This is a genomic window from Pseudoxanthomonas sp. (assembly GCF_027498035.1).
Lineage (GTDB): Bacteria > Pseudomonadota > Gammaproteobacteria > Xanthomonadales > Xanthomonadaceae > Pseudoxanthomonas_A.
On record NZ_CP114978.1, the window covers coordinates 3,893,472 to 3,911,143 of the forward strand.

Sequence of the window (17,672 nt, forward strand, 5' to 3'; positions counted from 1 at the left end):
CATCGCTGGCCTATGCTCGGCGCCACTGCCATGCCGGAGCCACGCCATGTCCCACGTCGCCAGCTGCCACTGCGGTGCGCTCGCCTTCACCTTCGAAGGTGAGATCGACCAGGCCCTCGACTGCAACTGTTCGTTGTGTCGCCGCCGTGGGGTCCTGTTGTGGTTTACGCCGAAGTCGGCGGTGCGTTTCCAGGTCGATCCCGCCGCGCTGCGCACCTACACCTTCAACACGCACAGGTTGCAGCATCACTTCTGCGGCATCTGTGGCGTGGCGCCCTTCAGCGAAGGCATTGCCCCGGATGGCACCGAAACGGTGGCGGTCAACCTGCGTTGCGTGCCGGCGCTGGACCTGGCCGCGCTGAAGGTCGTTGCCCACGACGGCGCATCGAGATAGACAAAGGCTCACCCCGCCGGCGGGCGGCCCAGCAGTTCGTCCGGTACGGCGGGCATCGGCGTGCGTTCGTCCTTGGCCTGGTCCTTGAGCCAGTCCAGGAACAGCTGGCCGGCCGGCGACAGCGTGCGGTGGGCTGCATGCACGACGTAATAGGCAAGGCGTGCACGCATGGCCGGGCCGGGGAGTCGGACCAGTTCGTAGCGCTGCAGGTAGGCCGTGGCGATGTGCTTGCGCGCCAGCGCGGCGCCCAGCCCGTACACCGCCGCGCGCATCACATCGGTGCTGTCGCTGAACACGTGCGGTGTTGGCAGTTGCGGGCCATGCACGCCGGCTTCGCGGAACCAGTCGCGCCAGCCTTGCGGCCCAAGGTCGGCGAGCATCGGCAGGCCGGTGATTTGCTCCGGGCGGGTGATGCCTTGCAGGCCGGGGAGGGCGGGCGAGGCGACCGGGAAGAGTTCTTCGTCCATCAGGTGATGCGAGATCAGTCCCGGCCAATGCCCGGCGCCGTAGCGGATGCCCAGCTCCGGGCCGTTGTCATCGAAGCGGGCCAGGGTCGGGCTGGAGTCGAACTCGACCCGGATCTGCGGGTGGGCGGCGAAGAAGCGCGGCAAGCGCGGCACCAGCCAGCAATAGGCCAGCGAATGCAGCGTGGTCACGCGCAACGGCACCACGTCGCCGCGCGCGTGCAGGGCGCCGGCGACGGCTGCGACATCGGCCAGTGCCACGCTGGCGGCATCGGCCAGCTGCCGGCCTTCGGTGGTGAGGGTGACGCCCCGCGCGTGACGCTGGAACAGGCTCACGCCCAGCAGGCTTTCCAGCTTGCGCACATGGTGGCTGACCGCGCTGGCGGTCAGGTGCAGTTCTTCGGCCGCGTGGGCCAGGTTCTGGTGGCGGGCGGCAGCGGCAAAGACGCCGAGCGAGGGCAGCAGGGTCGAGCGCAGTTGCATGGCAAGGCACAAGCCAGATTTGTGTCAGGGATCGATACTACGCGCTTGTGAACAGGGGGCGTGCTGCGGATCCTTGCCACAGGGGGCTTGGCGCGCGGCGCGCGTTGCCACCCCGATTCCTCGAGCAAGCCAGCAGTCTGGCTTGTGCCACCCCTGAATTCCGCCACCCTCCTCCATCGCCATGAGCCAGACGCTTTCCCCCGCTGCCCCCACAGATCCCGCTGCCGCCCGTGACTGGCGCACGCCGCTGGAACTCGGATTCCTGGGGGTGGTGTGGGGCTGCTCGTTCCTGTTCATGCGCGTGGCAGTCCCCAGCTTCGGCCCCTACGCCCTGGTCGAGCTTCGGCTGACACTGGGCGCGCTGGTGCTGCTGCCGTTCCTGTGGCGCGACCGGGCACGGTTCCCGTTGCGTCGCTGGCCCTTGCTGGCCGGGATTGGCGTGCTCAACTCGGCGCTGCCGTTCCTGTTGTTCGCCTGGGGCGCTGCCCATGCACCGGCCGCCATCGGTGCCATCACCAATGCCATGACCGTGTTGTTCACGGCGCTGATCGCATTCCTGTTCTTCGGTGAAAAGATCGGTGCGCGCCGGGCGACGGCGCTGCTGGTCGGCTTTGTCGGCGTGCTGGTGCTGGCGGCCGGCAAGTCGGCCGGGTTGAGCGTGGGGCCGTCGGCGCTGGCTGGGACGAGCGCCTCGTTGCTGTATGGGATTGGCTACAACCTGGTCAAACGTCACATGTCCGACCTGCCGCCGGCGAGCTCGGCCGCAGCAACCCTGGGCTGTGCGGCGATCCTGCTGTCGCCGTTGGCGATCACCCATTGGCCGGTTGCGCCGGTCCCCGCGAATGCCTGGGCATGTGCGGCGGCGTTGGGCGTGGTCTGCACCGGATTGGCCTACCTGCTGTACTACCGCCTGATCCAGCGGATCGGCCCAGCGCGTGCGTCCACGGTGACCTATCTGATCCCGGTGTTTGGCGCGCTGCTGGCCTGGGCGATTCTTGGCGAACCGCTGACCTGGACGATGTTGCTGGCTGCGTTGCTGATCCTGGGCAGCGTGGCGGTCAGCCAGGGCGTGTTCCGGCGCCGCTGAAACGGCTGGCCACGCGTCGGGCTGCGTGGCCAGCGCGGATCACGCTTGAAGGATCAGTGCCCTGCGACGGTCTTCGGCGTGCGCACCGGTAGCGGCACGTTGCACAGGTCGATATGCCCGGCCGGACGCTTGTAGAAATCATCCACGCGGTTGCGCTTGGCTTCGGCCACGTCACGGAACGTCTGGCTGTCGGTGCGCAGCAGCTCCAATGGGGTGCGTTCGGCGGCTGGCACGTCGCTGGCCAGGCGGATCGATTTGATCGGCGTGCGCAGCGTGGCGTCTTCGTAGAAGCCCATCGGGTCGGGGCCGCGCGGGATCACGCTCAACAGCTCCATGCCTTTGACCACGCGGCCGACCACGGTGATGTTGTCGTCCAGCTGGCGCGGCGACTGACCGATGGTGACGTAGAGTTCGGCGCCGATGCTGCTGTCGTCGGCGTTGTTGCGGCCCGCGCCCAGGGTGCCGTAGCAATGCGCCAGCCAGGCCTTGCCGTTGGCGCTGTCGCGCGCAGCCGGGAACCCGTCGACGAAGCCGATTTCCTTGGCCCAACCATCGCTGTCGGGAAACTTCTGGAAATCCAGGCCCTTGGCACTGCGGTGGAATTCGGCCGGCAGATGCGTTTTCGCGGTGCCCAGCGACTTGGCCTTGGCCGGGTCTTCGCCATCGGCATCGCCGAACTGCACCACGAAATTGTCCTGCGAACGGTAGATGCTGGTGCCGTCCCAGAAATGCTCGTGGGCGAAAGTGCTGATGTTGGCCACATGCTCGGGTGCGAACTGCGGGGCCAGTTCGATTACCACGCGCCCGGCCGGCAGTTCCATGTACAGCGTGCGGGCCGGGTCCAGCGTGCGCCAGTCGCTGGCGGGCGAGGCGTCGAGGATCTGCTGGCCGCTGCGGTAGGGCTGCTTGACCGGATCGGCCGCTGTTGCCACCAGCGCAGGCAGGAGTGCGATGAGCAGCGCGGCGGTCAGTCGGGCAGGGGCAGGCATGGGCGACTCGTGATCAGGAAGGGAAGCGCCCGATTCTGACCGGGCGCCTCCACGTGCGCCAGCCACCGTCGCTCCGTAGCCTGGGTGCGCTTTCGCTTACCCTGGCTATGTGACTGCACTTACCCGGGTTACGGGCGCGCGTCGCGCGTGGCTTACAGCGCCTTGAAACGGATCGCCTGCCCACCACCCGGCGCCAGCTTCAGCGTCAACGTGTCGGTGGAACTGACCTCGCGTTCCTCGATCACGATGGCTTCCGGATTCTTCGCCCAGTCCGCATCCGGCGCGTCGCGATAGATCTGCGCGGTGTAGCGCTTGCCGGGGGTGAGGAAGTCGAGCTTGGTCTGCAGCGTGCGCGGCTGCGCGTTGGTGATCGATCCCAGGAACCAGTCTTCCGCGCCGCGCTGCTTGCGCGCGATGGTCACGTAGTCGCCGACCTCGCCGTTGAGCACGCGCGTTTCCTCCCAGTCCACCGCCACGTCTTCAATGAACTGGAACGGCGCGGGATTGGCTTCGTAGTTGTCCAGCAGGTCGGCCGCCATCTGGATCGGGCTGTAGATCGTCACGTACAGCGCCAGCTGCTTGGCCAGCGTGGTGGAGACGTGCGAGCCGGGCTTGGTCTGCATCTTGAAGATGCCCGGGGTGAAATCCATCGGCCCGGCCAGCAGGCGGGTGAAGACCAGGTTGACCTCGTGTTCCGGCGGATTGCCCGGGTTGCCCCAGGCGTTGTATTCCATGCCACGCGCGCCTTCGCGCGAGACGAAGTTCGGGTAAGTGCGGCGCAGGCCGGTGTCCTTGACCGGCTCATGCGCGTCGACGGCGATGTGGTGCCTGGCGGCGGCATCCACCACGCGCTGGAAATGGTTCACCATGTCCTGGCCTTCATGCCAGGCGTAGTGGACCTTGCCATCGCGGCCGGTCACCCGGGCCTGGCCGGCATCGGAGACGTAGCCGGTCTTGATCGCGTCGATGCCCAGCTTCTGGTACAGCGTGAACGCGTCTTCCATCTGGCTTTCGTAGTGCGCCGCGTTGGCCGAGGTCTCGTTGTGGCCGATCAGGTGGATGCCCTTGGACTTGGCATACGCGGCCAGCTTGACCAGGTCGTAGTCGGGGTAGGGCTTGCTGAAATCGAAGTCCTGGCCGTTGCCGAACCAATCGCCGTCCCAACCGATGTTCCAGCCTTCCACCAGCACGCCACCGAGGTGGTGCGCGGCGGCGAAATCGATGTGGCGCATGACGTTTTCGGTGGTGGCGCCGTGCTTGGGGCCGGAGGCCCAGGTCTTCTTGTCCAGGTGCATTTCCCACCACACGCCGACGTATTTCATCGGCTTGAACCACGACACGTCACCGAGCTTGTTGGGTTCGTTGAGGTTGAGGATCAGGCTGGATTCGACCAGGTCGCCGGCGCGTTCGCCCACCTGCAGGGTGCGCCAGGGCGTGTTGAACGGCGCGGTGCGCTCGACCTTGGCGAAGCCGCCGCTGCCCGGCGTCAGTGCGGCCCTGAGCTGGCGGCCTTCGGTGCGGACCAGGTTCATGCCCGCGTAGTCCACCAGTGCTGCCTCGTGGATGGACAGGTGCAGGCCCGCCTGCGTGCGCAGCGTGATCGGCGTCTGCGCGATGCCGACTTCCTCGATGGGCGTGCGGTGGTACAGGTATTCCTCGCGGTTCCAGCCGAAGCCGTCGTTCCACCACGCGGTGGCTTCATCGGCGATGTTGAACTCGGTGAGTTCCTCGCTGATCCTGACTTCTTTCAGCTGCGGCTGGTCGGGGAATTCATAGCGGAAGCCCACGCCGTCGTCGTACACGCGGAACACCACGTCGAAGCTGCGCTTGGGCGCGATTTTCTCGGTCAGGGTGACGCGCAGTTCGTTGTAGTGATTGCGGATGCTGCGACGTTCGCCCCAGGGCTGTTCCCAGGTTTCATCGAAGCTGCGCGTGACCGGCTTGCCCAGCACCAGGTTGCGTTCGAACTTGGGCGCGTCCGCCAGGATGAAGCCCAGTCGCGAGGGCGCGATCACCGGCTTGCCGTTGCGCAGGACCTGGTAGCTGGGCCGGCCGTCGGGATCGGTCTCGACGTCCACCGACAACACCTTGCCGGGCGAGTCGACGTGGACAGGCGCGGCCAGTGCCGCGAACGGGGCGCAGATCAGGACGAGTGCAGGAAGGAACAGACGCAGCATGTCGGGTGGTCCCACGGGAGTGGACCGGCATGCTCACCCGGTTGTTTCAGTGCGACAAGCCGCGTTGCCGGGTGAATACGTATGCAATCGCCAAATGGACCGGCAGCAGCAACGCCACCCACGCCACGTTGGCCTGCACGTTGAACGGGAACCAGTGCAGGATCCAGCCGAGCAGTGCGATCACCGCCACGATGCGCAGTAACCAGCGCGTCATGCGCGAAACCGGCTTGCCACGCAGCAGCTGCACGGCGGGCCACAACAGCAGCACGCACAGTGGGTTGAGCAGCAGCAGGTTGCGGTTGGCCCATCCAGCGATATGCCCGCTGCCGAACCAGATGAACAGCATCAGCGCGCCGGCCAGCGTGCACAGCAGCCAGAACGGCAGTGCGAACGCGGCTACGCCACGCGGATGACGTTTGCCCAGCGCGACCAGTGCACACGCGATCGCCACGCCAGCGAGCAGCCACGGCCACCAGGGGCGCGCGGCATCCGGCGGCTCCGGTGCGATGCGGTGCGGCAGCAGTTGATCGGTCTGCTGCACCAGCGGACGGCCCTGCGTGTTCTTCACCTGCGCCAGCGCATCGGCCAGGCGCATCGGCACGAAGGACTCTTCCCAGCGCGAGAGCTGTTGATCGGCGTACGGCCCGAAGCCCAGGTCGAAACTGATCCACATCCACCACGCCGGCGAAGCCAGGCGCACCGATTCGCTGCGATAGGTGTTGCCGCGCGAACGGCCGGCCAGCTGCTGCTTCAACGTGCCACCGAGCGCGGCGTTGATGGCATCGCGCACCTGGGTGGCGCAGTTGCTGGTGAAGTAGTCGTAGGGATAGCGCGCGTGTTCGGGCTGCGCGCGCCAGGCCAGTGAATCGGCCAGCGCCTGGGCCTGCTGCGGGGTCAGGTCCAGCCACTGCAGCGACACGCCGCGGCCTTCCTCGCGATAGCTTTCCAGGTCCTGCTGCAGTGGCAGCGCGACCAGGTAATACATCATCTTGCCGTCGATGAAACGGCCGAGGAAACCCGGCTCATCGGGATCGAAGAAACCGAAGTTGTACGAGGTGGCCTGGCCCGTGTCCGGGTCGGCCACCACCAGCGCGTCATGGCCAAAGCGTTCGAAGAACACCTCGCCCGGCTGCATCGTCATCACGCCGATGCGCGGCGCGGCGCTGGCCACGCAGGCCAGCAGCGACAACAGGGCCGCGCAGGCGATGCGCGGGAGCAGGCGGGTCAGCAGGCGCATCAGCTGTCGGAGAGGATGCTGACGTGGAAGGCGTGCACGCGACGCCCGTCGGCGCGTGCCACGCGGAAGGCGAAGCGGCCCAGGGTGAGTTCCTCGCCCGTCTCGGGCAGGTGGCCGATGGCATCGGTCACCAGGCCGCCGACGGTGTCGTAGTCGTCATCGGGGAAATCGGCGCCGAAGCGCTCGTTGAAGTCCTCGATCGGGGTCAGCGCGTCGACCACGTACTGGCCATCGGCCTGCGCGGCGATCAGCGAGGCCTCGTCTTCAGCGTCATCGTGTTCGTCGTCGATGTCGCCGACGATCTGTTCCAGCACGTCCTCGATGGTGACCAGGCCGGCCACGCCGCCGTATTCGTCCACCACCAGCGCCATATGGTTGCGCGACAGGCGGAATTCCTTGAGCAGGACGTTGAGCTTCTTCGATTCGGGGATCAGCACCGCCGGGCGCAGCAGCTCGCGCACCGTGCCCGGGCCGTTGTCGGCGACCACGCCGCGCAACAGGTCCTTGGCCAGCAGGATGCCCAGGATCTCGTCCTTGTTCTCGCCATGCACCGGGAAGCGCGAGTGGCCGGATTCGACCACCTGGTGCATCAGCTCCAGGAACGGTGTTTCCAGCGCCAGCGAGACCATCTGCGAGCGCGAGACCATGACATCGCCGACGGTGAGTTCGGCGACCGACATGGCGCCTTCCATCATCTTCAGGGTGTCCGGCGCCAGCACGCCGTTGTGCTGGGCATCGCGCAGCAGCGCGGTCAGGTCTTCGCGGGATTCGGGTTCGCCGGAGAACGCCTGGCTCAGGCGCTCCAACCAGCCGCGTCGTTTTTCGGGGAGTTCGGACGCGGTTGTACTGTCGTCTTCTGACATTTCGGGGGTGAAGGCACCCGGCAGATGCGGGCGTGAGGGGCAGTCTAGCAGAACGTTTTTACCCGTCCCGTGGCCGGCCTCAGGGGGCGGGGGCGGCCTTCACCTGTAGCGCCGGGGCTGCCGTTTCCGGGGCAGGATCCGGGCCTTCGGTGTCCAGGTTGTAGCTGCAGCCGGCCAGGGTCTTGCCCGGGTGGCTGGCGACGTTGGACACGTTGAGGATGATGGCCTGGATCAGGGTCTGGCCGCTGGCCGGGTCGGTCTGCTCGGTCTCGCGCAGCTGTTTGCCGAAGATCGCCTTCTGCGGCGTATCCAGCCCGGTTTCCAGGTCGAGCTGGTGGGCCAGCGGACGCGGATCGGGCAGGTCCAGGATCGCCATGATGCTGTCGCCGGCAAAGGCGATGTGGTCGGTGGCATGGCCGAACACGGTGATCGGCTTGAGTAGCTGGAATTCGGTCATGAACTGGTTGACCTGCGGCAGCGGCTTCCAGCCCAGTGCCACGGCCTTGAGCGGATCGCGCACGGCCGGGTCCAGGGCCAGGAAGTCAGCGACTTCCTTTTTGCATTCGATCAGCGCGGCCAGGTCCGGCGGTGCGATCGGTGCAGCTTCGGTGGGCTTTGCGGCGGCCGCAGATGTCTGTGCGGCTTCAGCGAATGCGCTGCAGGACAGCGCGAGCAGCAGGACGGTGCGCAGCGGTGCCTTCATGCCTGTTCCGCGGCGTAGGGATCGTCGATGCCGAGTTCGGCCAGGATCTCGCGCTCCAGCTGTTCCATCGCCTCGGCCTCCTTATCGTCTTCGTGGTCCCAGCCCAGCAGGTGCAGGGTGCCGTGCACGGTCAGGTGCGCATAGTGCGCGGCCAGCACTTTGTCCTGGTCCTTGGCTTCGCGCGCGACGACCGGCGCGCAGATCACCAGGTCGCCCAGCAGCGGCATGGTCACGCCCTTGGGCAATTTGATGTCCGGGTCGAGTTCGCCGGGGAAGGACAGCACGTTGGTCGCGTAATCCTTGCCGCGGTAGTGGCGGTTGAGTGCGCGGCCTTCCTTGGCATCGACCACGCGGATGGCCAGGTCGGCTTCGCGGATGCGGCCTTTCAGCGCCGCTGCCACCCATTTGCGGAAAGACACCGCGGCGGGCAGGCCGGTGCGCGGTAGCGCGTAGCTGACCGCGACTTGCAGATGAACGGGACCTTGGGTCATGACGAGTCTCTCAATGTGGCTTTCCTGGTGCTGCTCATGTCACGCACGTGATCAGCATCAGGAGTGGTCGCTCATTATCCAGCCGGTAGGTGCGTGCGCCCATCGGCCCGGCAGCACAACGTGGATTGAGGTCCTTGACCACGACGGATGCGGCAAGTCCAGCGCTGGCGGAAATGGAGATGGCGGCGCGGCCTTCTTCGATCATGTCGCCGAGCAGATAGCGGCTATCTTGCGGCAAATCGGTCAGCGCCACGCTCATGCATCCCCGCGCGTCGGGTTGGGCATCTTTCATGCTGGCCAGCAAGGTCTGCGCGCGCGTCCGGCTCAAGCGCGATGCCTGGTCCGGCGTGGCAGTGGCCGCATCCTCCAGCGGCGCGCGCTGCAGGTGGATGATGGCCTCATGCGGGGTGCGAATGGAGAGGCAAGGAGGTTCGACGAACTGGGCGATCTTGACGGTGCGTTCCTGCGAGGGGATCTCGCCAGCTTGTGCCGCAACAGCCCATGGCGCCACGCACCAGAAGAGCAGTGCCGGGATGCGGCAAACCTTCATTCACTCGGTCTCGCTCTGTGTCGTCCCGGCCTCGCGCGCATCGTAAGCCCGCACGATGCGCGCCACCAGCGGATGGCGGACCACGTCGCGCGCGCCGAAAAAGCTGAAGGAAATCCCGTCCACGCCGCGCAGGACTTCCACTGCATCCTTCAGGCCCGAGCGGATGTGCTTGGGCAGGTCGGTCTGGCTCATGTCGCCGGTGACCACGGCGGTGGCGCCGAAGCCGATCCGGGTCAGGAACATCTTCATCTGTTCGACGGTGGTGTTCTGCGCCTCGTCCAGGATCACGAAGGCATCGTTGAGCGTGCGCCCGCGCATGTAGGCCAGTGGCGCGATCTCGATGACGTTCTTTTCCAGCAGCTTGGCGACTTTCTCCACGCCCAGCATTTCGTACAACGCGTCGTACAGCGGGCGCAGGTAGGGATCGACCTTCTGGCTCAGGTCGCCGGGCAGGAAGCCGAGTTTCTCGCCGGCTTCCACCGCCGGACGCACCAGGATCAGGCGCTGCACGCGGGCTTCGTTCAGCGCCTCGACCGCCATGGCCACGGCCAGGAAGGTCTTGCCGGTGCCGGCCGGGCCGATGCCGAAATTGATGTCGTGCGTGGCGATGGCATGCAGGTAGGCGGACTGGTTGGCGCCGCGCCCGCGCACGGTGCCGCGCTTGACCTTGATCGCCACGTCCTGCGGTGCGTAGCCGCTGTCGACCAGGTGTTCCAGGTGGGCTTCGTTCAAGCGCAGATGGATCGCGTCGGCGTCGAACACCTCGGTCGCGGCTTCATCGTAGAGCGTGCGTAGCAGCTGCTCGGTCGCCGCTGCCGCGCGGGCCGGCCCGTCGATGCGGAACACGTTGCCGCGGTTGGAGATCTCCACGCCCAGCTTCAGTTCGACCTGGCGCAGGTGCGCGTCGAACGGTCCGGCCAGGTTGGCCAGCTGCTCGGTGTCGTAGGGGTCCAGGGTGAAGTCGTGTCGGGTATGGGTCATGACGGAAACCGTGATGCGCGCGGCCGGATGCCGCGTGGTGATGGAACAGGCTCAGCCCAGTGCGTGCCTGGCCGCGCGCTCGATCAACGCGGGCTCGGGGCGCACGCCGGTGTACAGGACGAACTGATCGACCGCCTGCAGCACCGCCACCTGGCCGCCGGTGATGACCGGCTTGCCCAGCGTGCGGGCGAGCTGGATCAGCGGGGTTTCCACCGGCAGGGCGACGACGTCGAAGACCAGGTCGGCGGCGGCGACTTCCGCTTCGGTGAAGGCCAGCGACTGTGCTTCCGGTCCGCCTTCCATGCCGACCGGGGTGACGTTGACCAGCAGGCGCGCCTGCACGTTCTCCATGTCCGCCGACCACGCCCAGCGCGTGGTGCGTGCCAGCTGCTGGCCGGCGGCCGCATTGCGGGCGATGAGGTGGCCGTTGGCGAAGCCGGCGTCACGCAACGCGCATGCAGTAGCCTTGGCCATGCCGCCGCTGCCGCGCAGGGCGACAGGCGTGTCGGTCGGCAGGCCGCTGTCGGCGATCAGGCTGGCCACGGCGCTGTAGTCGGTGTTGTAACCGCGCAGCACGCCATCGGTGTTGACGATGGTGTTGACCGAGTCAATCGCGGATGCGGACGGTTCCAGGCCATCGAGCATCGGGATGCAGGCCTCCTTGAACGGCATCGACACCGCGCAGCCGCGGATGTTCAACGCGCGGATGCCGGCGATGGCGCCTTCCAGGTTCGTGGTGCTGAAGGCCTTGTAGATGTAGTCCAGGTCCAGCGCTTCGTAGAGATAGTTATGGAAGCGGGTGCCGAAATTGCTCGGGCGTGCCGACAGGGACATGCACAGGCGGGTATCACGGTTGATGCGCAGGGTCATGCGTGTGCCTTGTCTGCGTCGGTGGCCACGCGGCCACGCAACGAGTTGCTGAAAGCTTCGGTGATGACGACTTCGACGAACTGGCCGATCAGGCGCTTGGGCGCGGCGAAGTTCACCGAGCGCATGTTCTCGGTCTTGCCGGTCAGTTCGTTGGGGTCCTTGCGTGATGGGCCTTCGACCAGCACGGTCTGCACGCTGCCGATCATGCGCTGGGAGATGTCCTGCGAATACGCATTGATATGCCCCTGCAGGCGTTCCAGCCGTGCGTGCTTGGTTGCGTCGGGCGTGTCATCGGACAGGTCCGCGGCCGGCGTGCCGGGGCGGCGCGAGTAGATGAAGGAGAAGCTCTGGTCGAAGCCCACGTCTTCGATCAGCTTCATGGTCTTGTCGAAGTCCGCATCGGTTTCGCCGGGAAAGCCGACGATGAAGTCCGAGCTGATCGAAATATCCGGTCGCACCGCGCGCAGCTTGCGGATCTTCGACTTGAATTCCAGTGCGGTGTAGCCACGCTTCATCGCGCTGAGGATGCGATCGCTGCCGGCCTGCACCGGCAGGTGCAGGTAGTTGGCCAGCTGCGGCACGTCGCGATACGCATCCACCAGCGAATCGGAGAACTCCAGCGGATGCGAGGTGGTGAAGCGGATCCGGCCGACGCCTTCGATCTGCGCGATCGTGCGGATCAGCATTCCCAGGTCGGCGAGTTCGCCCTCTTCACCGTACGGGCCGCGATACGCATTGACGTTCTGGCCAAGCAGGTTGATCTCGCGCACGCCCTGCGCGGCCAGTTGCGCCACTTCCACCAGCACGTCCTCGAACGGACGGCTGACCTCGGTGCCGCGGGTATAGGGCACCACGCAGAAACTGCAGTACTTGCTGCAGCCTTCCATGATCGACACGAACGCGCTCGGGCCTTCGGCGCGCGGCTCGGGCAGGCGGTCGAATTTCTCGATTTCCGGGAAGCTGATGTCGACCTGCGACTTGCCCGATTCGCGCCGTGCGCGGATCAGTTCGGGCAAGCGATGCAAGGTCTGCGGGCCAAACACCAGGTCCACATACGGCGCGCGCTTGACGATGGCTTCGCCTTCCTGCGAGGCCACGCAGCCACCGACGCCGATGATCACCGGCTTGCCGCCGGCCTTGAGCGCCTTCCAGCGGCCGAGCTGGCTGAAGACCTTTTCCTGTGCCTTTTCGCGGATGGAGCAGGTGTTGACCAGCACCACGTCGGCTTCTTCGGGGTTGTCGGTCAGCTCCAGGCCTTCGGCGGCGGCGAGCACGTCGGCCATCTTGGCCGAGTCGTACTCATTCATCTGGCAACCGTGGGTCTTGATATAAAGCTTGCCGCGCGGAGGCGAGCCTTCGCCGGGCATTCCGCGAACCTCGGCCGGCGGCTTGGCGGCGAAGGGCAGGGGCACAACAACAGCGGTGTCGCCCTGGGCGGGCGTGGTGGTGACGTCTGGCGTCCCGGGCATGGCGATTAATCCAGGCGGGTGGCGGGGAAGCCAGCTAGTTTACCGGCTCCGGGCGCAGCTGCGTCCTGGCGGTCAATGCGTAGCCCGGATAAGGCCGCAGGCCGCATCCGGGGGCTTTCCTTTCATCGACGCCTGTCGGGACGGTCTATCGATGCTGGCGGGAGAGCCCCGGGTGCGCTTCGCTTACCCGGGCTACGTTGCTGCTTTCGGCCAGATCGCCGGGACGGCCCCGCCGAGCAAACCCGGCGTGACAGCGGCTCCGGCGCATGCCGGCATGGCCCTGAGGACGCTTGTTAAGCCATTGGCAAGCTGGGACACTTCGCCCGATGAAGGGGCTGCTGCGACTGGGGATGTTCGCCGCAACGCTGGCCGCACTGCCGGCCAGCGCGGGCACGCTGTACAAGTGCGTCGCTGCCGATGGCGTCACCGCCTATGTGAGCAAGCGTGTCGCTGGATCGACCTGCACGGTGGTCAGCCAGTACACACCGCAAGCCTCGCGGCACGTGGCGCTTCCGGTCGTTGCGCCAGCCGTGGCGTCGGCGCCCACCGTCGTACCTGCTGAAAAAGCACCGTCTGCCACGATTGCGCCGGCAGTCGTGCCTACGTCCAGGCCCGCCACGGCCAGTGCGCCGCGGCGCGTGGTGAGTGGCCAGGTCTATTCCTTCGTCAAGGATGGCGTGCGCAACTACACCAGCGTGCGTCCGCGTGGCACGGATGTGGCCAGTGTCCGCACCATCAAGTACAGCTATATCGAAACCTGCTATGCCTGCGGTAATCTGAACCTCAACTTCGGCGCGGTGCGTCTGAACGCCATCGCCTACGAAAGCGAGATCGCCTCTGCCGCCCGCGAATTCGGAGTGGAAGAGGCCATCGTGCGCGCCATCATCCATGCCGAGTCCTCGTTCAACCCGGTTGCGCTGTCGCATGCCGGAGCGATGGGCCTGATGCAGCTGATGCCGGCGACCGCACGCCGGTTCGGCGTCGCCGATGCCTACGACGCCGCCCAGAACATCCGTGGCGGCGTGCAGTACCTGGCCTTCCTGCTCAAACGTTACCAGGGCAACCTGACCCTGGCCGCCGCCGGTTACAACGCGGGCGAGGGCGCCGTGGACCGTAACGGCGGCGTGCCGCCGTATGCGGAAACCCAGCGCTACGTGCAGCGGGTCGGCGTGCTGGCCGAGCGCTACCGCGCCAATGTCGGAACGGTCGGCGCGCGCTGAACGGATGCTGCGTTGCAATACATAATTTGACGTTCGATCAATCTGCAACTAATTGATCGAAAAGGGATTGTTGTGGCGAAAAATTTTATTCAGTTAGACTCGGCCGCGCTCTACAGATGAAGCCCGTCCGCGGGCTCCATCCGGCAGCCAAACAGCTACCTTTAGACGTTCTCGCGGAGTTACGGATGGCCAATGACGAGGTCACAATGCCCGTGGATGCGGGGCGCCGCCGGTTCCTGACGGCCACCACCGCAGTTGTCGGTGCCGTGGGTGCAGGCTTCCTGGCCGTCCCGTTCATCAAATCCTGGAACCCCAGTACCCGTGCCAAATTGGCAGGTGCGCCGGTGACCGCGGATATCACGGGATTACAGGAAGGCCAGCGGATGGTGTTGGAATGGCGCGGCCAGCCGATCTGGGTGGTCAAGCGCTCCAAGGCCATTCTCGACGCACTGCCCAGCCTGGACGGTCGCCTGCGCGACCCCCAGTGCGAGAACAAGGACCAGCAGCCGGCCTATGTGCTGAAGGGCAACCCGGAGTACCGCGCGATCAAGCCGGAAATCTCGGTCCTGGTCGGCCTGTGCACGCACCTGGGTTGCTCGCCGGAAATCATCGCCGAGATCCGGCCCGAACCGTTCGACCCGGAGTGGAAGGGGGGCTATTTCTGCCCTTGTCACAAGTCGCGCTTCGACATGTCCGGGCGGGTGTTCCAGGGCGTGCCGGCGCCGATCAACCTGCTGGTGCCGCCGCACCATTACCAGGACGACAACACCATCATCATCGGCGTCGATCCGCAGGGAGTGTCCTGACCCATGGCGAACCTGATCACCCGTACGGCCAGCGGCGCCTGGGACTGGCTCAACGAGCGCGCGCCCGGGCTGATGCCCGTTTACCGCAAGCACATGAGCGAGTACTACGCGCCGAAGAATTTCAACTTCTGGTACTACATGGGCTCGTTGGCCCTGTTGATCCTGGTCAACCAGATCGTCACCGGCATCTTCCTGACGATGAACTACAAGACCAGCGCGGCCGAGGCCTTTGCTTCGGTCGAGTACATCATGCGCGACGTCGAGTGGGGCTGGCTGATCCGCTACATGCACAGCACCGGTGCCTCGCTGTTCTTCATCGTGGTCTACCTGCACATGTTCCGCGGCCTGATGTACGGCAGCTACCAGAAGCCACGCGAGCTGGTGTGGATCCTGGGCATGCTGATCTACCTGGTGCTGATGGCCGAAGCCTTCATGGGCTACGTGCTGCCCTGGGGCCAGATGTCGTTCTGGGGCGCCAAGGTGATCATCTCGCTGTTCGGCGCGATCCCGGTGATCGGGCAGGGGCTGACCGAATGGATCATGGGCGACTACCTGCCCTCTGACGCCACGCTCAACCGCTTCTTCGCCCTGCATGTGATCGCATTGCCGCTGGTGCTGCTGTTGCTGGTGGTGCTGCACCTGGGTGCGCTGCATGAAGTCGGTTCCAACAACCCCGAGGGCGTGGACACCAAGCATGGCCCGAAGGGCAATCGCTGGAGCAAGACCGCGCCGATCGACACCATCCCGTTCCATCCGTACTACACGGTCAAGGACCTGGTGGGCGTGGGCTTCCTGCTGATGATCGGTGCCTTCATCATCTTCTTCGCACCGGCCTTCGGTGGCCTGTTCCTGGAACACGACAACTTCACCGAGGCCAATCGCCTGGTGACGCCGGAACACATCAAGCCGGTCTGGTACTACACGCCGTACTACGCGATGTTGCGGGTGGTGCCGAACAAGCTGGGCGGCGTGCTGGTGATGTTTTCGGCCATCGCGGTGCTGTTCACCGTGCCCTGGCTGGATCGCGGCAAGGTGCGTTCGATCAAGTTCCGCGGGCTGGGCTACAAGATCGCGCTGGGCATCTTCGCCTTCAGCTTCATCTACCTGGGCAAGATCGGTTCCGGTCCCGGCACCGACCTGATGGAAACCTATATCGGCCGCGTGCTGACCGTGTGCTACTTCGGGTTCTTCATCTTCCTGTGGGTCTATACGTTCTTCGGACTTGAACGCACCAAGCCGGTGCCCGAGCGGGTGAGCACGCATGACTAAGCGCCCGTTTTCCCGATTGGCGGCCTTCGCCGCCGGCCTGCTGCTGAGTGTGTCGGTCTACGCGGCCGAAGGTGGTGCGACCCTGCAGGCCGGCAACGACCTGTCGGACAAGGCCTCGCTGCAGCGTGGCGCCAAGCTGTTCATGGGCTATTGCTCGGGTTGCCACTCGCTCAAGTACCTGCGCTATTCGCGCATGGCCGAAGACCTGGGCTTGAGCGAAGACGACGTCATGGCCAATCTGAATTTCACCGGCGCGGCCGTCGGTGAGCAGATCCAGGTGGCGATGCCGCATGACCCGGCGACCAAATGGTTCGGCAAGATGCCGCCCGACCTGAGCCTGATCGCGCGGGTGCGTGGCCCGGACTGGGTCTACACGTACCTGAAGTCGTTCTACCTGGACGAGTCGCGTCCGCTGGGCTGGAACAACAAGCTGTTCCCCAACGCCTCCATGCCCAATCCGCTGTGGGAACTGCAGGGCCTGCAGCACGCCGAATACGGCCCGCCGGACCCGGCCACCAAGGACAGGCCGGTCGAGGCGTTGAAGCTGGCGACGCCTGGCACCGAGAGCCCTGCCGAATTCGACCGCTCGGTGCGCGACATCACCAATTTCCTCGAATACGCCGGCGAGCCTGCCGCCCTGAAGCGCCAGAGCATGGGCGTGTGGGTGGTGCTGTTCCTGGCCGCGCTGACCTTCCTGGCCTTCCTGTTGAAGAAGGAATTCTGGAAGGACGTGCACTGAAGCAATATGACCGTCGGCAGGGGTGCGCAAATCGGCGGCCAACTGCTATGTTCATTTCGCCGCCGTGGTCTGGTGCATCCAGCCGCGGCGACCAGGCAAGAGGCCTGTGTTGGTTGGCGCAGCCGGAGGATCCCGGTTGCTGGATCAGTCCTGAAAGGTGACGAGTGCCCGCATGCGAAACACCCTGACGCTGTTCTCTTCCGTTGACGATGTGTTGTGCCACCGCGTGCGGTTGGTGCTCGCTGCCAAAGGCGTCAGTTTTGACCTGGTGCCTGTGGATCCACAGAATCCCCCGGAAGACCTGATCGATCTCAATCCGTATCACTCTGTGCCCACGCTGGTGGAGCGCGAGCTGACCCTGTACGCCGCTTCGGTCGTCAGCGAGTACCTGGACGAGCGCTATCCGCACCCGCCGCTGATGCCGGTCGATCCGCTGTCCCGTGCGCGCCTGCGCCTGGCGATGCTGCGGATCGAAGTGGACTGGGTGCCGCAGGTCCAGGCGATCCAGCTGGGCAACAAGGCCCAGGCCGACGCCGGCCGCAAGCGCCTGAAGGAACTGCTCACTGCTTCGGTGCCGCTGTTCAAGGCCAGCAAGTTCTTCCTGAATCCCGAAATGAGCCTGGCTGACTGCGCGATGGCCCCGATCATCTGGCGCCTGAAGTCGCTGGACGTGGGCCTGCCCAAGGACGGCAAGGCGATCGAAGACTACGGCAACCGGATCTTCCGCAATCCGGGCTTCGTCCGCAGCCTGACCGACCAGGAAAAGAAACTGCGCGACCTGCCGGTCTGAGCCCCGGCCGCGCCAGCGGCACGGGCGACTTCGCGGCACGCATCTTCAGTAAAAGCACGGCCGGCAAACGCGCTGGCCGGTTAGACTGGT

At 65.8% G+C, this 17,672-nt stretch carries 18 protein-coding genes; 7 read left to right on the forward strand and 11 right to left on the reverse strand.

The window, feature by feature from the left end:
- Positions 1 to 46 precede the first annotated feature (46 nt).
- Positions 47 to 394: a GFA family protein gene (locus O8I58_RS17155; protein WP_298318791.1), complete on the forward strand. Its 348-nt coding sequence runs from the start codon at positions 47 to 49 to the stop codon at positions 392 to 394.
- 8 nt (positions 395 to 402) lie between these two features.
- Here O8I58_RS17155 and O8I58_RS17160 read toward each other — a convergent pair whose 3' ends face one another.
- A complete protein-coding gene (locus O8I58_RS17160) occupies positions 403 to 1,341 on the reverse strand; it encodes a LysR substrate-binding domain-containing protein (RefSeq protein WP_298318794.1) in 939 nt (312 codons plus the stop codon).
- Positions 1,342 to 1,522: 181 nt separating this feature from the next.
- Between O8I58_RS17160 and O8I58_RS17165 the strand changes: the two genes are divergently transcribed.
- Positions 1,523 to 2,428: a DMT family transporter gene (locus O8I58_RS17165; protein ID WP_298318796.1), complete on the forward strand. Its 906-nt coding sequence runs from the start codon at positions 1,523 to 1,525 to the stop codon at positions 2,426 to 2,428.
- Between the two features lie 53 nt (positions 2,429 to 2,481).
- Here O8I58_RS17165 and O8I58_RS17170 read toward each other — a convergent pair whose 3' ends face one another.
- The 10 genes from O8I58_RS17170 to miaB all read right to left on the reverse strand — a co-directional run bounded on the left by O8I58_RS17170 (position 2,482) and on the right by miaB (position 12,758).
- Positions 2,482 to 3,417 carry a peptidylprolyl isomerase gene (locus tag O8I58_RS17170; protein WP_298318799.1) on the reverse strand — a complete coding sequence of 312 codons (936 nt, stop codon included), beginning with the start codon at positions 3,415 to 3,417 and terminating at the stop codon, positions 2,482 to 2,484.
- Between the two features lie 152 nt (positions 3,418 to 3,569).
- Complete coding sequence (locus tag O8I58_RS17175) at positions 3,570 to 5,594, reverse strand: glycoside hydrolase family 97 protein (protein WP_298318801.1); 2,025 nt, start codon at positions 5,592 to 5,594, stop codon at positions 3,570 to 3,572.
- Positions 5,595 to 5,640: 46 nt separating this feature from the next.
- Positions 5,641 to 6,831, reverse strand: coding sequence for a lipoprotein N-acyltransferase Lnb domain-containing protein (locus O8I58_RS17180; RefSeq protein ID WP_298318803.1), 1,191 nt, complete (start codon positions 6,829 to 6,831; stop codon positions 5,641 to 5,643).
- Positions 6,831 to 7,694 (reverse strand): CorC family transporter, encoded by an 864-nt coding sequence (locus O8I58_RS17185; protein ID WP_298318805.1) that lies wholly within the window; start codon positions 7,692 to 7,694, stop codon positions 6,831 to 6,833. The genes O8I58_RS17180 and O8I58_RS17185 overlap by 1 nt, the downstream gene beginning before the upstream one ends.
- 79 nt (positions 7,695 to 7,773) lie before the next feature.
- Positions 7,774 to 8,397 (reverse strand): hypothetical protein, encoded by a 624-nt coding sequence (locus tag O8I58_RS17190; protein WP_298318807.1) that lies wholly within the window; start codon positions 8,395 to 8,397, stop codon positions 7,774 to 7,776.
- On the reverse strand, positions 8,394 to 8,888 hold the full coding sequence (gene ybeY / locus O8I58_RS17195; protein WP_298318810.1) for an rRNA maturation RNase YbeY: 495 nt from the start codon (positions 8,886 to 8,888) through the stop codon (positions 8,394 to 8,396). The genes O8I58_RS17190 and ybeY overlap by 4 nt, the downstream gene beginning before the upstream one ends.
- 34 nt (positions 8,889 to 8,922) lie before the next feature.
- Positions 8,923 to 9,438, reverse strand: a complete 516-nt coding sequence (locus tag O8I58_RS17200; protein WP_298318812.1) for a hypothetical protein — start codon at positions 9,436 to 9,438, stop codon at positions 8,923 to 8,925.
- Positions 9,439 to 10,419 (reverse strand): PhoH family protein, encoded by a 981-nt coding sequence (locus tag O8I58_RS17205; protein ID WP_298318814.1) that lies wholly within the window; start codon positions 10,417 to 10,419, stop codon positions 9,439 to 9,441. It abuts the gene before it with no gap.
- A gap of 51 nt (positions 10,420 to 10,470) precedes the next feature.
- Positions 10,471 to 11,289 carry a shikimate 5-dehydrogenase gene (locus O8I58_RS17210; protein WP_298318817.1) on the reverse strand — a complete coding sequence of 273 codons (819 nt, stop codon included), beginning with the start codon at positions 11,287 to 11,289 and terminating at the stop codon, positions 10,471 to 10,473.
- Positions 11,286 to 12,758: a tRNA (N6-isopentenyl adenosine(37)-C2)-methylthiotransferase MiaB gene (gene miaB / locus O8I58_RS17215; protein WP_298318819.1), complete on the reverse strand. Its 1,473-nt coding sequence runs from the start codon at positions 12,756 to 12,758 to the stop codon at positions 11,286 to 11,288. The genes O8I58_RS17210 and miaB overlap by 4 nt, the downstream gene beginning before the upstream one ends.
- A 326-nt stretch (positions 12,759 to 13,084) precedes the next feature.
- Here miaB and O8I58_RS17220 point away from each other — a divergent pair, with 326 nt between their 5' ends.
- The 5 genes from O8I58_RS17220 to O8I58_RS17240 all read left to right on the forward strand — a co-directional run bounded on the left by O8I58_RS17220 (position 13,085) and on the right by O8I58_RS17240 (position 17,582).
- On the forward strand, positions 13,085 to 13,978 hold the full coding sequence (locus O8I58_RS17220; protein WP_298318821.1) for a lytic transglycosylase domain-containing protein: 894 nt from the start codon (positions 13,085 to 13,087) through the stop codon (positions 13,976 to 13,978).
- A 185-nt stretch (positions 13,979 to 14,163) separates the two neighbouring features.
- Positions 14,164 to 14,784, forward strand: a complete 621-nt coding sequence (gene petA, locus O8I58_RS17225; protein WP_298323129.1) for a ubiquinol-cytochrome c reductase iron-sulfur subunit — start codon at positions 14,164 to 14,166, stop codon at positions 14,782 to 14,784.
- 3 nt (positions 14,785 to 14,787) lie between these two features.
- Positions 14,788 to 16,053, forward strand: coding sequence for a cytochrome b (locus O8I58_RS17230; protein ID WP_298318824.1), 1,266 nt, complete (start codon positions 14,788 to 14,790; stop codon positions 16,051 to 16,053).
- The gene (locus tag O8I58_RS17235; protein WP_298318827.1) at positions 16,046 to 16,792 is read left to right on the forward strand and encodes a cytochrome c1; all 747 of its coding nucleotides are present in this window, start codon (positions 16,046 to 16,048) and stop codon (positions 16,790 to 16,792) included. Before O8I58_RS17230 ends, O8I58_RS17235 begins: the two co-directional genes overlap by 8 nt.
- A 172-nt stretch (positions 16,793 to 16,964) precedes the next feature.
- Positions 16,965 to 17,582, forward strand: a complete 618-nt coding sequence (locus tag O8I58_RS17240) for a glutathione S-transferase N-terminal domain-containing protein (RefSeq protein ID WP_298318830.1) — start codon at positions 16,965 to 16,967, stop codon at positions 17,580 to 17,582.
- Positions 17,583 to 17,672: the final 90 nt, after the last annotated feature.

Excerpts from the sequence above, each read along its gene's own strand:
- O8I58_RS17170 (WP_298318799.1), bottom strand. The coding sequence starts at position 3,417 with ATGCCTGCCCCTGCCCGACTGACCGCCGCGCTGCTCATCGCACTCCTG.
- O8I58_RS17205 (WP_298318814.1), bottom strand. The coding sequence starts at position 10,419 with ATGACCCATACCCGACACGACTTCACCCTGGACCCCTACGACACCGAG.
- O8I58_RS17210 (WP_298318817.1), bottom strand. The coding sequence starts at position 11,289 with ATGACCCTGCGCATCAACCGTGATACCCGCCTGTGCATGTCCCTGTCG.
- O8I58_RS17230 (WP_298318824.1), top strand. The coding sequence starts at position 14,788 with ATGGCGAACCTGATCACCCGTACGGCCAGCGGCGCCTGGGACTGGCTC.
- ybeY (WP_298318810.1), bottom strand. The coding sequence starts at position 8,888 with ATGACCCAAGGTCCCGTTCATCTGCAAGTCGCGGTCAGCTACGCGCTA.
- O8I58_RS17240 (WP_298318830.1), top strand. The coding sequence starts at position 16,965 with ATGCGAAACACCCTGACGCTGTTCTCTTCCGTTGACGATGTGTTGTGC.
- O8I58_RS17235 (WP_298318827.1), top strand. The coding sequence starts at position 16,046 with ATGACTAAGCGCCCGTTTTCCCGATTGGCGGCCTTCGCCGCCGGCCTG.
- O8I58_RS17190 (WP_298318807.1), bottom strand. The coding sequence starts at position 8,397 with ATGAAGGCACCGCTGCGCACCGTCCTGCTGCTCGCGCTGTCCTGCAGC.
- miaB (WP_298318819.1), bottom strand. The coding sequence starts at position 12,758 with ATGCCCGGGACGCCAGACGTCACCACCACGCCCGCCCAGGGCGACACC.
- O8I58_RS17160 (WP_298318794.1), bottom strand. The coding sequence starts at position 1,341 with ATGCAACTGCGCTCGACCCTGCTGCCCTCGCTCGGCGTCTTTGCCGCT.
- O8I58_RS17180 (WP_298318803.1), bottom strand. The coding sequence starts at position 6,831 with ATGCGCCTGCTGACCCGCCTGCTCCCGCGCATCGCCTGCGCGGCCCTG.
- O8I58_RS17200 (WP_298318812.1), bottom strand. The coding sequence starts at position 9,438 with ATGAAGGTTTGCCGCATCCCGGCACTGCTCTTCTGGTGCGTGGCGCCA.
- O8I58_RS17175 (WP_298318801.1), bottom strand. The coding sequence starts at position 5,594 with ATGCTGCGTCTGTTCCTTCCTGCACTCGTCCTGATCTGCGCCCCGTTC.
- O8I58_RS17220 (WP_298318821.1), top strand. The coding sequence starts at position 13,085 with ATGAAGGGGCTGCTGCGACTGGGGATGTTCGCCGCAACGCTGGCCGCA.
- petA (WP_298323129.1), top strand. The coding sequence starts at position 14,164 with ATGGCCAATGACGAGGTCACAATGCCCGTGGATGCGGGGCGCCGCCGG.
- O8I58_RS17165 (WP_298318796.1), top strand. The coding sequence starts at position 1,523 with ATGAGCCAGACGCTTTCCCCCGCTGCCCCCACAGATCCCGCTGCCGCC.
- O8I58_RS17155 (WP_298318791.1), top strand. The coding sequence starts at position 47 with ATGTCCCACGTCGCCAGCTGCCACTGCGGTGCGCTCGCCTTCACCTTC.
- O8I58_RS17185 (WP_298318805.1), bottom strand. The coding sequence starts at position 7,694 with ATGTCAGAAGACGACAGTACAACCGCGTCCGAACTCCCCGAAAAACGA.